Origin of the sequence: Mangrovimicrobium sediminis, assembly GCF_004745945.1 — a bacterium.
Classification (GTDB): domain Bacteria; phylum Pseudomonadota; class Gammaproteobacteria; order Pseudomonadales; family Halieaceae; genus Mangrovimicrobium; species Mangrovimicrobium sediminis.
Genome location: NZ_SRLE01000005.1, coordinates 206,026 through 218,964 on the forward strand (window position 1 = coordinate 206,026; position 12,939 = coordinate 218,964).

The window sequence follows — 12,939 nt, forward strand, 5'->3', positions numbered from 1 at the left end:
GTCTTGCGCCAGGCTCAGTTGAGGCGGAACGTGACCGGAATCGGGATCAGGTAAGCGTCGCCGGGTTCACCGCCGAACTCCTCGCGCGCCACTGCGTCGAGCGCCGGGAACGGCGCCGCCTTCTCCACCGCGCGCACCGCCGCGCTGTCCAGCGCCCGGATTGTCGAGGATGTGCCGATCTGCACTTCCAGCAGTTCCCCGCTCGCGCGTACCTTTGCCAGCACCTCGACCTGCCCCTGCAGGCCGCGCTGACGAGCGCGGCTCGGGTACTGCAGTTCGCGGAACACGCTGCCCAGGGTCTGGCGCATGTAGCGTTGCAGGCTGAGCTGGTATTCGCGGTCGTCGACGGCGCCTGAGGCGGCGTCCGCGGTTGCAACGGTCTGCGCTGCGGTAGCGGCTGTCTCAGCGGCTGGCGACTCCGCCGGTTGCGCGTCTGCCACCGCCGGGCTGGCCGCCGGGGTGTCGTCGACCTCGGGCGCACTGGCTTTGGTGTCTCGGGCTTGCGCCTGCGCCACGGCATTTTCTTTCGCGGCTGTCGGTTCCGGCGCCTGCGCGACCGGTGCCGGCGCAGCCTCTTCTTGTTCTGGCGCGTTCGGCGTGTCCTGTGTTTCGGCGACCGCGACCGCGACCTGCTCGACCGGTTCGGCTTCGGCCTTCGCCGGCGCTGGCGCTGCAACATCTGCCTTTTGCGCGGGGACATCCGGCGCTTTGGCAGCCGCTGTCACCGCGCTGTCAGAAGCTGCAGGAGGAGCAGCTTTCGGTTTTGCCTTTTCTGCAGGGGGCTGCGGTGCCGACTTTTTCTCGACGGGTTTGGCGGCGGCCACGGCTGTGGTTGCCGGGGCGGCCGACGGCGCAGCCCAGCCCGCAACCTCTGCCTCGCGCCCGGCGGGCGGCTGCAGGGCCTCGTAGCGCTCGCGCAATGCCGGGTCGATGTCGCCGGCGAGCAGGGGGTCGCGCAACAGGGTCGAGGCGTTGTCGCCAAGCCAGCCCTGGGCGAGGAATTCAAACGTCGCGGCATCTGCCGCGCTCAGCAGCTCGGTGCCATCCAGGCTGTAAACCGTGCTGCCGTCCACGTTCAGGCGGGCGGTGAAGCTGTCGCCCTGGACCAGGAAACCCTGCATTGCGTTGCGCATGCGTGCCAGCGAATCCACGACCGCGTCCGGTGCACGGGCGCCGGCGCCCAGTTCCGCCTGCAGCAGCAAGGTGCCGAAAAACCCGCGCGCGCTCAGCCGGCGAATGGCCAGTCGGTACTCGAGGGTCACCGGCGGTGCCAGTGACGCGAGGTCCGGGCCGGTGGCGCCGTCGCCGGTGTATAGGCCGGCGATGTAGATATCCCGCGCGGTGTCGATATGGATGGCCAGTCCCGCCAGGCTGTCGTCTTCGGCGGCTGTCGGCAGTGAGAGTGAAAGAGGGATCAGGGCCAGGAAGAGTGCCCGGAGAATCTTGCCCTTTAATGTCATTGTGCTGTATGTCCCATACCGCTGGCAGCTGCATCTGAGCTGAACGTGAGTAATTGCCCGCCAATACCGCAAAGCCTCGCCCGCCAGGGACGCGCCAGGCGTGTCCGTAAGCGGCGAATATGCGATCAACTGAATCGTTCGAATTATTGGCGGGGGCGTCCGGGTTGCCGGTGCCATTAACGGATAGTAGAGCGGGGTCCGTGATGCAGCAACGATTCAGTTCACATTTTCGGAGTTTTCCGGCGCGAATTGACGTATTGGTTTGTCCGCCACCGGGGCCTGGGCGCTGCAAAGCCTTGGCGTCCGGGGCGGCGATGCCGTAACCTTTGCGGGGCGCGGCGCGACCGGGTACGCGCAGGAGCGACGTCCAGGCATAGAGTTTGTGGCCGGATATCGCTGGCAGTGCCCGGCACAGGGCGCCGGGCAACGAGCACAACGCTGGCAGTGCGCTGCCAGCCCAACGCAAGGAGCCCAACCATGGCGGAGTACATCCTGGCGATCGACCAGGGCACCACCGGCAGCACCGTCGCACTGATGGACGCGGGTGGCAGGCTGTGCGCCAGCGTCAACTACGAATTCCCGCAAATCTACCCGCACCCGGGCTGGGTGGAGCACCGTCCCGCAGAGATCTGGGCTTCCGTGCTCAAGGGCATTCGCGCGGTGCTGCGCAAGGGCGTATGCAAGCCGCGCGAGATCGTCGCCATCGGCATTACCAACCAACGTGAGACCGCTGTGCTGTGGGACCGCGACAGCAGCGAGGCGGTGAACAATGCCATCGTCTGGCAGTGCCGGCGCACCACCGACTTCTGCGAGACCCTGCGCGGCGCCGGACATGAAAAAACCATTCGCCGCCGCTCCGGCCTGGTGCTGGACCCGTACTTCTCCGCCAGCAAATACCGCTGGCTGCTGCGCAATACGCCGGGTATTCGCGGCCGGCTGAAGGACGGGCGCCTCGCCGCCGGTACCATCGACAGCTATCTCATCTGGCAGCTGACCGCGGGCGCTGCCCATGTGACGGATATTTCCAACGCCTCGCGCACTTCCCTGATGAATCTGGAGGAGGGGGGCTGGGATCACCGCCTGCTGGATATCTTTGAGGTGCCCGCCGACATCCTGCCGCGCATCGTGCCCTCCAGCGGCATACTCGGCCACACCCGCGGCGTTCCCGGCCTGCCCGATGGCATTCCCATTGCCGGTGTCGCCGGCGACCAGCAGGCGGCCCTGTTCGGCCAGGCCTGCTTCGGCCGCGGCGAAGCCAAGTGCACCTTCGGCACCGGCTCGTTCATCGTCATGAATACCGGCGCCGAGGTGGTGCGCTCCAGTGCCGGCCTGCTCAGCACCGTGGCCTGGCAACTGGGTGAGCGCAGCAAGCCGGTGTACGCCCTGGAGGGCGGCGCGTTCGTGTGCGGCGCCGCGGTGCAGTGGTTGCGCGACGGACTCGGCATTATCCGCAAGGCGACGGAGATCGAGGCGCTGGCCGCCAGCGTGGAAGACAGCGGCGGGGTTGAGTTCGTGCCCGCGCTGACCGGGCTGGGCGCGCCGCACTGGGCCCCGGAGGCGCGCGGCACGATCACCGGCCTGACCCGCGGTTCGCATCGCGGCCACCTGGCCCGCGCCACCCTCGACGCCATGGCCCTGCAGAACGCGGACATCCTGCGCGCGATGGAAGAGGAACTGGGCAAGCGCATGAAGCCGCTGCGCGTGGATGGCGGCGCCGCGGCCAACAACCTGCTGATGCAGATCCAGGCCGATGTGCTGGGGCGCAAGCTGATCCGCCCGAGCATGATCGAGACCACCGTGGCCGGCGCCTGTTACCTGGCCGGGCTCGGCGTCGGCCTGTGGCAGAGCCAGAAGGAGATTCGCGAGATCTGGTCGGTGGAGCGCGAGTTCGCCGTGCAGATGAGCACGGCGGCGCGGCGCAAGCGGCTCTCCGCCTGGAATGACGCGGTCAAGCGGACGCTGCTCTGAGATGGCCGACATCCTGCCTTTCCGTCGCCCTTCGGCGAAGGACAAGCACAAGGGCAATACCCTGTGCCGTCACGGCCACCACAAGTGGGAAGTGGACAAGGCCAAGCAGTTCGATGTGAAGGAAGGCAAACTGGTGACGGTCTATCGCTGCAGCCGATGCGGCAAGACCCGGGTGAAAGCCCACTGAGGGCGCCCATCCTGTTGAACGAGCTCATTGCACTAGCCGATAGAAATAGTCCATTGAAACAGCAACAGCCCGCTGAGGCGGCAAGCCCACTGCAGGAGCAGGGCCGACCGACAGACCAGGGCCCACCGAGAAAACTATGAACGAAGAACTGAATTTCCTGCTGCAGCGCGCTTCCTGCGCGCGCCTGGCCGAACCGGCGCCGAGCGCGGAAGAGCTCGAGCCGATGTTCGCCGCGGCGATGCGCGCACCGGACCACGCGCGACTGCGGCCCTGGCGTTTCCTGTGCGTGCGCGGCGAGCGCCGGGTGGAACTGGGGCAGCGGTTTCGCGAGGCGCTGCTAGTGCGCGACCCCGCTGCGGACAGCGCGGCGCAGGACAAGGCCGCCAATGCGCCCCTGCGCGCACCGCTGCTGGTGGTCGCTATCGCGTCCATCAGCGAACACCCCAAGGTGCCGCCGATCGAGCAGCGCCTGGCGGCGGGCTGCGCCACCTATGGGTTGTTGCTGGCGGCGGAGGCGAGCGGTTATGCGGGTATCTGGCGCACCGGCGAAGTGGCTTTCGATCGCACGGTGATGAACGCGCTGGGGCTGGCGGCCAACGAGGAGATCATCGGTTTCCTCTACCTGGGTACGCGCGAGGGGGACTGCCGGGCGCTGCCCCGCCTCGCGGTGGATCAGTATGTAGCGGAATGGTGAGGGCGATCAGGGGTTGCCCGGCCAGTCTTCGTACTCGATGAACGGGTGCAGCGCGATGCCGATGCCTTCCTTGATATTATCCTTGTTTTCCAGCAGCGTGCGCCGGCGCGCGTAGCGCTCGGTGCGGGTGTCGATGGCGTCGGTGGCATCGAGACCGCCGCGGCTGAAGAACACGCGCTCGAGGTCGGTGTTGAAGATTGCCACCTGCAGCGAGGCCACCGCGGCCACCGCGTTCCAGTCGAAGTCCGCGGAGATGCTGTTGCCCGGGCCCTGCACCGCGGGCTTGCGGGTTACCCCGTCCCAGCGTGCGACGTGCTTGAGACCGCCGGAGAAGGGCGCTTCCAGTTCCAGCAGGTCGGTAAACACGAAGGCGTCGAGGTTGAAGTCCTTGACCAGGCCATCGCGCACGTCCTGCATGATGAGCGAGAAGGACTTCATGTTGGTGCGCCCGGTGGTCGGGTCCACGGGGTTGCCGTAGGCGCGCACCGCGGTGTTCCAGCGTTGTTCGAACTCGCGCTGGGCGATCACCTTGTAGCCGTTTTCCTTCAGGTAGGCGCTCACATAGCCGTCGATGCGCGGTGCCTCGTCTTCCAGGTAGTTGCGCGAGGGCGGGCCGAGGTTGACGTGAGGGATAACCACGGTCCTGATACTATTTGCCGCCAGTTTTCCCTGGTCCAGCTCGTAGGGGAAAGTGGTCGGGTTGTAATCGGGGGTGCCGGCGCAGGCACTGAGCAGCACGCCGAGGGCGAGCAGGCACAGGCCTTTGAACCCGGCGATAGTTGAATCGCGCATGCTGGGGCCCAGTAATAAATGAGGAACGCATGGTAGCAAAATCTGGAATCTGGCACAGCACCACCGGCGCAGGGCCGCCCGTGGTGCTGATCCACGGCCTGTTCGGCTCCGCCGGCAACCTCGGCGCGCTGGGCCGCGACCTCGCCGACCGCTACACCGTGTACAGCATCGACCTGCCCAACCACGGTCGCTCCAGCTGGGTGGACGACCCCGGCGTCCCGCACATGGCGAACCTGCTGCGCGCCTGGCTCGACGAACAGGGGCTGGCCCGCGCCGCCTTTGTCGGCCATTCGCTGGGCGGCAAGGTGGCCATGCAACTGGCGCTGAATGAACCGGAGGTCGTGAGCGCGCTGGTGGCCGCGGATATCGCGCCGGTGACCTACCCCGGTGGCGGTCACGACAGTATTTTCGCCGCGCTGGAAGCGGTGGAGGACGCCGCGGTCGACTCGCGCGCCGCCGCTGCGAAAGTGATGGGCGAGCATCTACAGGAGGAGGGCGTCATCCAGTTCCTGCTCATGAGCCTGGAGCGCAAAGCGGAAGGCGGCTACGGCTGGCGCTTCAACCTGCGCGAACTGCACCGCGGCTACGACGGCCTGCGCTCGGCACCCGAGGGCGAACCCTTCGCCGGCCCGGTATTGTTCGTCAAGGGCGGCGAATCGAATTACATCCTGCCGCAGCACCGCGAACAGGTGACGGCGCTGTTTCCCGCGGCGCAGATGAAAGTCATGCCCGGCTGCGGGCACTGGCTGCACGCCGAGCAGCCGGCGCAGTTCAACCGTATCGTCGGGCGCTTCCTCGACACCCACGTGGCCGCCGGCCAGGCGCTGAGTTAAGGAGTCGATGGTGTATTTCAGTCTTGGCGAAGTCCTGGCGGTGTTCCTGTTCGGTGGCGTCTGCCTGTATTTGTTCGCGGCGATTCGCGTGCGCGAGCTGGCCCTGCAACACGTCAATGCCGCCAGCCAGCGCGACGGTTTCCAGTTGCTGGACCAGGCGGTGCAGTTACAGCGTGTGTCACTCAGCCGCGACCGCAACGGCCAGTGGCGGGTGTGGCGCCAGTACCGCTTCGACTACAGCCTGGACGGCGTGGAGCGCCGCCAGGGGCATGTGATCATGCTCGGCAAGCGCCTGGTCTCCGTGGTGGTGAGTGAGCGCCCGCGGGTATTGCACTAGCAAACCGCTTGCACCGCGGGGCGACGTTGCCGGCCGCTTCAGGCGGTGCGCCAGAGTAGGGCGACGGCCAGCGCCAGCAGGGCCAGGCCGAACAGTCGGTCGATGAGCGCGGCCTGCCGCCGCAGGCGATGTTGCAGGCGCGGGTGCGACAGGCCGAGCGCCACCAAGGTGTACCACAAGCCATCCACCGCACCGGCGGTGGCGACCATTACCGCCTTCTGCGCCAGCCCCGCCCCTTCGCTGAGAAACTGCGAGAAAACTGCCAGCATGAAGATCGCCAGCTTGGGATTGAGGAAGGCGACCAGGAAACCCTCGCGCACTGGTGAGCGCGCAGTGGGCGCGGTATCCGTGTCTGCCTCGCCCGTGGCAGCACGTGCCAGCAGCAGGCGGCAGCCGAGATAGGCGAGGTAGGCAGCGCCTATCCACTGCACGACGAGAAACAGCCCGGGCCGTGCGGTCAGGGCCGCGGTCAGGCCCAGCACGGTGAGTGCAGCGTAGAGGGCAACCCCGCTGCCGTGGGCTAGCGCCGCGGCGACACCGTGGCTGCGTCCCCCCGCCAGGGTGTGGCTGGTTACAACTGCCAGGCTCGGCCCCGGCGACATCGCCCCCAGGGTGCACACGCCGAGCAGGACCAGCCACTGCGCAATTTCCATTAAAGTTTCCTTACAGCCCGCCGATAGGTATGTCGAAGCGGGGTAGCCGTTTCCTCAAACTTCAGTCCCCAATTCCGCCTGGGCATTGCGTAACAGGCGGTCATGTCGCTCTTTTCCACAGAATCTGTGGATAACTCAGTGGGTAAATTGTTTAACCGGCCCGCAAAGCCCCGTGTAGGGGTGTTTGTTACGGATTGATTAAAAATCAATCAAAAGTGATTAATCTATAAAAAACAATACGTTATTGCTGTTTGTTCATGCCATAGGGTGGCTTCTTGAGCTAACCCCGTGAATCTTTTGTGACCAATATTCCCGTGTGTATAACATTTGGGGAACTGCTACGCAGGGTAACTTTTTCGCATTTTGGGAAACAGTTAGTGACGCCATGTGCATACACTTTGTAATACAAATTCCTGGAAACACTGTATTTGTAGCACCGCTGTTATCGTCAAGTATTTTGTCGCAGTGTTACCGAATTTTGTCAGGAAAATTTACACCCCGCGATAGACGCAACCACTGGTGCAGGTCTCGCGGATTTCTACCGCACTGAGGCCGGGAAGCGCGGGGATGAGGCGCTCCCAGATCCAACGCGCGACGTTCTCGCTGGTGGGGTTTTCCAGCCCGGGAATGTCGTTCAGGTAGTAGTGGTCCAGTTGTTCCAGCAGCGGCTTGAAGGCGGCCTTGATGTCGGCGAAGTCCATCACCCAACCGCTGGGTTCGGCCGCCTCGCCGGCCACCGTGAGCCGCACGTGAAATGAATGGCCGTGCAGGCGGGCGCACTTGTGACCCTCCGGCACGTTGGGCAACCGGTGCGCTGCCTCGAAGTGAAAGTCCTTGTAGATTTCCATCGCCGGCCTCGCCTTTACAGGGTGGAGGCGGGCGCCTGCCAAGGCCTGGCGCGCCCGCCGAAAGACGCGGATTTTACTACTAAAATCAAGGCGTTTTCAGCGACGGGAAATTGCAAAAGTTTTTTTGCGGGAAGGTTTGACAGCACCGGGCAAATCTCTATAATGCGCGGTCTCGGTTCGGGGGTGATTAGCTCAGCTGGGAGAGCATCTGCCTTACAAGCAGAGGGTCGGCGGTTCGATCCCGTCATCACCCACCACTACCGAAACGAGGAAAAACCTACCGATTAGGACCGGTAGTTCAGTTGGTTAGAATGCCGGCCTGTCACGCCGGAGGTCGCGGGTTCGAGTCCCGTCCGGTCCGCCATTTCCCCTTGGGTGCATACCGAACACATAGGTTGCACTTAATGATTAAGACTCAAGCCTCCTCTTTACGACTTCCCTTTAACTAGGGTGCGTTTACCTGGCGCTCCGCATTTTCCAGGGCCTCAAGAACCATGTAATCCACCAGGTCCTTCAATTGCTGGTCGGTGCACGTAAGGCAAAGTCCCATGGGCGGCATTGCATTGAAGCCGTTGATGGTATTGGCGTACAGGACTTCAATTCCCTTTGCGATGCGTGCCTCCCAGTCACTGTACACCCCCAATCGCGGTGAGCCGGCTACGCCGGTGTCGTGACATACCGAACAAGTTGCACTGTACAGTTCGAGTATCTCCGGATCGGGTTCTGTAGCCTCGACAAAATGTGCGGTCAGTTCGATGTCGCGTTCGAATGCCTGTAACTGTTCTGGCAGCGGCCGCAAAACCACATCGCAGGTGGCACTTGGCGTTTCCTCGCAAGCGCCCCAGCCGGTCCAGTTGGAGAATACGTAGCCCGCGTTCGGGATCGCGGTAAATGTTTCTTCAAGACCTTCGGAAGCATCAAACACGCAACTTGTGGCAGGGCAGTCTCTTGTGCCCGATGCGGACACCACTGTTCCGTTGGTGCCGGGCACCATGATCAGCTTGCAGGATGCGAGCATGAAAATGGAGGCGAGTAGAGTGGCTGCTTTGGCGGCGCGCTTGCCGAACAGCGCAATGGCGCGTTTCTCGTGAGAAGCGAATGCCTGAACGTTTTTCATTGGAGGCCTCTTGTGTATGTAGCGTCCGACAGCAAGCTGACGAGCAATGTGTCCGATGACTAAATTTAAAAGTCTCTCCTCACCACCGTGGTGCTTAAAGGTGTGCAGCAACAGCGCGCCTGCCACATGCATTTTGCTTGAAGCAAATCGTGCGTCTGCTGGTCGAGGTCGGCTGATTTCCACCAGTCAGAAGAGAGTGGAATTTCCGGACGCCCAAGTCGATAGCCCGACTGCACTAGTAGCAGCGTATGAGTTGGAGATTGGGCTTGTCTCACGGCGCACAGCGTCCTGATGGATGACTAGACACGCATTTGTGCTCCATAGGTGATTTAGTCTGCTATTACTTATTGGCGCAATAGCGGCATTGGATGCCGACACGGACCAGATGCAGGAGGCACACCGACCATGACCAAGCCAGCAGGCGACTTCACCGGACTCGCACAAAACTACTCCCGCTACAGGCCGGCCTACGCGCCCCTGCTGATACCGGCGCTTCAGGGTCTCATTGAAAAACCCTGGTCGTCAGTCGATGTTGTCGATGTGGGCGCGGGTACAGGCATCTGGACGCGTATGCTCGCCGCACACAGCCCGCGTTCGATCATCGCCATCGAACCGAATGACGACATGCGCCGCTTCGGCAAGGCCGATTCGCAGGGGTTACCCATCCAGTGGCGCAGCGGAAGCGGGGAGCAGACCGGGCTGCCCGATCACTGCTGCGATGTCGTCAGTATGGCATCGTCCTTTCACTGGGTGGACTTCGACGCGGGTACCCGGGAGTTCCTGCGCATCCTCAGGCCGGGCGGTCTGTTCTGCGCCCTGTGGAACCCCAGGTTGATCGAGGCAAATCCCCTGCTGGTCGAGATCGAAAACACACTCTACGAGATGGCGCCGTTTATCCAGCGCGTCTCCTCGGGCCGCGCGGAATTCACCGAGACCTTGTTCGACAAATTGGCCGGGCATCCGGGATTTTCGGACGTGGTGTACCTGGAGGGCCGGCATGTCGTGCGCCAGAGCCAGGAACAGTATCTCGGTGTTTGGTGGTCAGTGAACGATGTGCGCGCCCAGGCCGGCGAGCGCATTTTTTCGGAGTTCATGCGCTATGTGGAAGGTCGCATCCAGGGCCTGCCCGAGATCGAGACGACCTACCTGACGCGGGCCTGGGTGGCGAAGGCAGGCGGCTGAACAAGCCGGGCGCAGGAAGGCTGGGTGTCAGCCTCCTGCGCGTGAATATCGAGAATTGATAAGCGACCCGGCGGCTAGGGGGTGTACCACACCGGCGACGTCCAGGCGCGCTCCTGTATGCTCACAGGCACGTCCGTAGGCCGCTTCAGGCCGTGGCGCACCGCATCGTAGGTGGACCAGCGCGGCGTCGGTATTTGCAGCACGCGGGCGTAGTACACCGCGGGCAGGGACGCGTCGAAGTCGGGGTCGGTCCAGGTGGTGTACAACTGGGTGTCGCCGATAGCATTGGTATAGGTGGCGTCGGACTCCTTCACCGTGTTACCCACCGGCGGGATCTTTCCGTCCGGGCCGGGCTTGCGCCCATCTGACAGGGCGATGTCGTAAATCCTCGACCGCTGTTCGCCATCCTTGTCGATCCAGCCCTTGATCATCTGGATGCGGTCGAGGTTGGCGCCATCGACTTCCTTCACGGCGTGCACGGCGAAGGTCGGTGCCTTGCCTTTGGGAGCCGTGGCCAGGTCACCGCCCATGGGCACGCCTTCCTTGTAGGCCTGTTGCAGATTCTTGTCCGCACCCAGTGAGGCGACGCCGAGGTCGAATCCGGCAAACAACCTCACTTTGAGTCGTGGCCCCGAAGTGGCGAAGGTTTCCTTGCGCTTTATGGCCTCGAAGATGCCGTCGCGGGTGTTGGACGTGGCCCACACGCCAGCGAGGCCGCCAGAGCTGAACTGGCGCACCTGGCGCGCGGCCTCGGGTGGTGTGCCGGGGGGGCCCTGCAGGCGGTGTTTCGGATCGTTCTCGAAGCCGAACTTGCCGGAGTAGTTGTCCTCCTCGACGGTCGAGGCCGAATTGTGGGTGTCGGAGTCGCCGATGAACCCGTATTTGAAGGGGTTGCCATTGCCCTCGCTTTGCAGCTTCAGGCCGCGGATGATCGCCTCGCGCGCGTAGCCGCCGCGCTTGTGCTCGGGCGGCGTGGCCGTGGGGGCGAGGGTGTAGTCCCAGAGCTCGAAATTGCCGAACTCGTCATTCGGGAACAGGGTCGGGTGCGTCTCGGAGGTCCCCTTGATCTGGGTGAGCTCGAAGACGGGTTCGTTGCGCATGCGCGCCGCGGCGTACTCCGCGTTCAGCGTGCTGCCGCCGTAGGAACGCTCGATGGGGAACATGATGCCGTCGCTGGCGTTACCGTTGTGCGGGACGGCGAGCAGGTCGTTGCCCGCCGCGCGCTGCTGGTCCATCCAGCGCCAGAGGTCTTCGGGCCGGTTGGAGTCCAGCGCGGAGAATGGCGCCTCCGGGACTTTCGCTGAATCGCGAAAAATGACGATTCTGTGGATGTTGCGCCAGTCCGGGGCGGAGGTCCATTCGTAGCCCGCCATGGTGGTGAACTTGCCGGGTTCGTAGTGGCTGTCGGCAATCTTCACGACCTTGCTCCAGATACTTTTGGCGAGTTCCGGGTCGCCGAGGATCGGGTCAACATCGGGCGGGCTGCTGTACATGCCGTCGCTGATAGTGCCGTAGGCGGCGAAGGATTTTGCGGGATCGTCACCGGTCACGTCCGCGGCGAGGGGATGCTTGCTCACCGGGCTGTCGGGGTCGGCCATCAACGGCAGGGCGCCGAGGTATTCCGCGTGATCGGAGACGATGTACCAGTCCAGCGGCACCTTGATCTGCAGGGGTGTGCCGTCGCCGCCGCCGGGGATGGCCTCGCCCTTGGCCCAGCGATAGGCATCGTCGGGGCCGGTGATCGAGCCGTTGATGTAGCCGTCGAAGGACCAACCGGTGTGCACGTGGAGGTTGCCGAAGTAGGCGTCTTTCAGCGGGTTTTCAGTTGGCCCGGACTGGGCCTGCGCATGAGTGGCGAATACCAACGCCAGCAGAACCGTGTGTCTCAACGTATTGCCCATGGCATCACCTCGTACCGGTTGTCACCATTTGTCTGGGGTGGCGGTGTACGTAGCGTGGCGTAAGTATAGATGAGGTCAGGCGGGTGTGCGGTCCGTCTCTACACGGTCGGGGCGCCATGTCCGCAAGCCCTGAAGCGGTCGGCTGGATCAGGATAGTGCGAGACGAACCGCCTGGTCAGCGTGAATTCGCGTGGTATCGAGCAGTTCGATAGTCGTGTCGGCCTGAGTGATAAGCAGCCCGATTTCGGTACACCCCAGAATCACCGCCTCTGCGCCCTGATCCCCGAGTGACTGGATGATGCGCAAGTATGCCTGCTTCGACTCGGGAAGGAATTTGCCCACGCACAATTCCTCGTAGATGATCCGGTGCACTACCCTCCTGTCGTCAGCCTCGGGTATGAGCACCTCGATGCCGAATCTCTGGGCCAGGCGACCCCTGTAGAAGTCCTGCTCCATGGTGAACGCCGTGCCCAGCAGGGCTACGCTCTTCATATTCGCCTGCACGATGACCTCCGCCGTGGCGTCAGCGATGTGCAGCAACGGAATGCCGATGGCGCCTTGAAGCTCGTCCGCCACGCGGTGCATCGTATTTGTGCAGATCAGCAGGCAGTCGGCGCCGGCAGCTTCCACCTTGCGTGCTGCGTCGGCCAGGGCCTGCGTGGCGGCAGCCCAGTCCCCGGCTTTCTGGAGTTGCTGGATGCTGTCGAAATCGACGCTGTACAGCACGATCGTCGCCGAATGCAGTCCGCCCAGGGCGGCCTTCACGCCCTCATTGATGATCCGGTAGTAGCTGAGTGTGCTCTCCCAACTCATGCCACCGATAAGCCCAATGGTTTTCATCGATGCGTCTCATCTGCCAGTGCTGTCGTGCGAAGTGTAAGAGGCAGTGAATATCGGCGCCAGCGCGCAACGTGCCTGAATGCTTCGTGTGCGCTGCGGCCCGCATTTCTGGCACGCTTCCAGCATG

The 12,939-nt window shown here is 63.6% G+C and carries 13 protein-coding genes and 2 tRNA genes; 8 read left to right on the forward strand and 7 right to left on the reverse strand.

What is annotated here, in order from left to right; genetic code table 11:
- Window positions 1-14: 14 nt before the first annotated feature.
- A complete protein-coding gene (locus E4634_RS05855) occupies window positions 15-1,460 on the reverse strand; it encodes an energy transducer TonB family protein (protein WP_167854787.1) in 1,446 nt (481 codons plus the stop codon).
- A 477-nt stretch (window positions 1,461-1,937) separates the two neighbouring features.
- Between E4634_RS05855 and glpK the strand changes: the two genes are divergently transcribed.
- From glpK to E4634_RS05870, 3 genes are all read left to right on the forward strand, one after another.
- Window positions 1,938-3,428 carry a glycerol kinase GlpK gene (gene glpK / locus E4634_RS05860; RefSeq protein ID WP_135441761.1) on the forward strand — a complete coding sequence of 497 codons (1,491 nt, stop codon included), beginning with the start codon at window positions 1,938-1,940 and terminating at the stop codon, window positions 3,426-3,428.
- Between the two features lies 1 nt (window position 3,429).
- Window positions 3,430-3,615: a hypothetical protein gene (locus E4634_RS05865; protein WP_135441763.1), complete on the forward strand. Its 186-nt coding sequence runs from the start codon at window positions 3,430-3,432 to the stop codon at window positions 3,613-3,615.
- 136 nt (window positions 3,616-3,751) lie between these two features.
- The gene (locus tag E4634_RS05870) at window positions 3,752-4,309 is read left to right on the forward strand and encodes a nitroreductase family protein (RefSeq protein ID WP_135441765.1); all 558 of its coding nucleotides are present in this window, start codon (window positions 3,752-3,754) and stop codon (window positions 4,307-4,309) included.
- 6 nt (window positions 4,310-4,315) lie between these two features.
- On the opposite strand, the gene E4634_RS05875 is transcribed toward E4634_RS05870, so the two are convergent.
- Entirely contained in the window at window positions 4,316-5,101 is a 786-nt protein-coding gene (locus tag E4634_RS05875; protein WP_135441767.1) for a hypothetical protein, read from the reverse strand.
- Window positions 5,102-5,130: 29 nt separating this feature from the next.
- Between E4634_RS05875 and E4634_RS05880 the strand changes: the two genes are divergently transcribed.
- The gene (locus E4634_RS05880) at window positions 5,131-5,934 is read left to right on the forward strand and encodes an alpha/beta fold hydrolase (RefSeq protein WP_135441768.1); all 804 of its coding nucleotides are present in this window, start codon (window positions 5,131-5,133) and stop codon (window positions 5,932-5,934) included.
- A 7-nt stretch (window positions 5,935-5,941) separates the two neighbouring features.
- A complete protein-coding gene (locus E4634_RS05885; RefSeq protein ID WP_206046809.1) occupies window positions 5,942-6,271 on the forward strand; it encodes a DUF3301 domain-containing protein in 330 nt (109 codons plus the stop codon).
- 38 nt (window positions 6,272-6,309) lie between these two features.
- Here the strand turns inward: E4634_RS05885 and E4634_RS05890 are convergent, their stop codons facing one another.
- A complete protein-coding gene (locus tag E4634_RS05890; RefSeq protein WP_135441772.1) occupies window positions 6,310-6,924 on the reverse strand; it encodes a LysE family translocator in 615 nt (204 codons plus the stop codon).
- A 491-nt stretch (window positions 6,925-7,415) separates the two neighbouring features.
- The gene (gene queD, locus E4634_RS05895) at window positions 7,416-7,772 is read right to left on the reverse strand and encodes a 6-carboxytetrahydropterin synthase QueD (protein ID WP_135441774.1); all 357 of its coding nucleotides are present in this window, start codon (window positions 7,770-7,772) and stop codon (window positions 7,416-7,418) included.
- 181 nt (window positions 7,773-7,953) lie between these two features.
- On the opposite strand from queD, the gene E4634_RS05900 reads away from it, so the two are divergent.
- Together E4634_RS05900 and E4634_RS05905 are read left to right on the forward strand one after the other, a co-directional pair.
- Window positions 7,954-8,029 (forward strand) — tRNA-Val (locus tag E4634_RS05900).
- A 30-nt stretch (window positions 8,030-8,059) separates the two neighbouring features.
- Window positions 8,060-8,136 (forward strand) — tRNA-Asp (locus E4634_RS05905).
- An 81-nt stretch (window positions 8,137-8,217) separates the two neighbouring features.
- On the opposite strand, the gene E4634_RS05910 is transcribed toward E4634_RS05905, so the two are convergent.
- Window positions 8,218-9,015 (reverse strand): c-type cytochrome, encoded by a 798-nt coding sequence (locus E4634_RS05910; protein WP_167854788.1) that lies wholly within the window; start codon window positions 9,013-9,015, stop codon window positions 8,218-8,220.
- A gap of 279 nt (window positions 9,016-9,294) precedes the next feature.
- Between E4634_RS05910 and E4634_RS05915 the strand changes: the two genes are divergently transcribed.
- Window positions 9,295-10,071, forward strand: coding sequence for a class I SAM-dependent methyltransferase (locus E4634_RS05915; protein WP_135441778.1), 777 nt, complete (start codon window positions 9,295-9,297; stop codon window positions 10,069-10,071).
- A gap of 74 nt (window positions 10,072-10,145) precedes the next feature.
- Here E4634_RS05915 and E4634_RS05920 read toward each other — a convergent pair whose 3' ends face one another.
- Together E4634_RS05920 and E4634_RS05925 are read right to left on the reverse strand one after the other, a co-directional pair.
- Window positions 10,146-11,972 (reverse strand): DUF3604 domain-containing protein, encoded by a 1,827-nt coding sequence (locus E4634_RS05920; protein ID WP_135441780.1) that lies wholly within the window; start codon window positions 11,970-11,972, stop codon window positions 10,146-10,148.
- Between the two features lie 147 nt (window positions 11,973-12,119).
- Entirely contained in the window at window positions 12,120-12,812 is a 693-nt protein-coding gene (locus E4634_RS05925) for an aspartate/glutamate racemase family protein (protein ID WP_135441782.1), read from the reverse strand.
- Window positions 12,813-12,939: the final 127 nt, after the last annotated feature.

Excerpts from the sequence above, each read along its gene's own strand:
- E4634_RS05855 (WP_167854787.1), bottom strand. The coding sequence starts at position 1,460 with ATGACATTAAAGGGCAAGATTCTCCGGGCACTCTTCCTGGCCCTGATC.
- glpK (WP_135441761.1), top strand. The coding sequence starts at position 1,938 with ATGGCGGAGTACATCCTGGCGATCGACCAGGGCACCACCGGCAGCACC.
- E4634_RS05865 (WP_135441763.1), top strand. The coding sequence starts at position 3,430 with ATGGCCGACATCCTGCCTTTCCGTCGCCCTTCGGCGAAGGACAAGCAC.
- E4634_RS05870 (WP_135441765.1), top strand. The coding sequence starts at position 3,752 with ATGAACGAAGAACTGAATTTCCTGCTGCAGCGCGCTTCCTGCGCGCGC.
- E4634_RS05875 (WP_135441767.1), bottom strand. The coding sequence starts at position 5,101 with ATGCGCGATTCAACTATCGCCGGGTTCAAAGGCCTGTGCCTGCTCGCC.
- E4634_RS05880 (WP_135441768.1), top strand. The coding sequence starts at position 5,131 with ATGGTAGCAAAATCTGGAATCTGGCACAGCACCACCGGCGCAGGGCCG.
- E4634_RS05885 (WP_206046809.1), top strand. The coding sequence starts at position 5,942 with ATGGTGTATTTCAGTCTTGGCGAAGTCCTGGCGGTGTTCCTGTTCGGT.
- E4634_RS05890 (WP_135441772.1), bottom strand. The coding sequence starts at position 6,924 with ATGGAAATTGCGCAGTGGCTGGTCCTGCTCGGCGTGTGCACCCTGGGG.
- queD (WP_135441774.1), bottom strand. The coding sequence starts at position 7,772 with ATGGAAATCTACAAGGACTTTCACTTCGAGGCAGCGCACCGGTTGCCC.
- E4634_RS05915 (WP_135441778.1), top strand. The coding sequence starts at position 9,295 with ATGACCAAGCCAGCAGGCGACTTCACCGGACTCGCACAAAACTACTCC.
- E4634_RS05920 (WP_135441780.1), bottom strand. The coding sequence starts at position 11,972 with ATGGGCAATACGTTGAGACACACGGTTCTGCTGGCGTTGGTATTCGCC.
- E4634_RS05925 (WP_135441782.1), bottom strand. The coding sequence starts at position 12,812 with ATGAAAACCATTGGGCTTATCGGTGGCATGAGTTGGGAGAGCACACTC.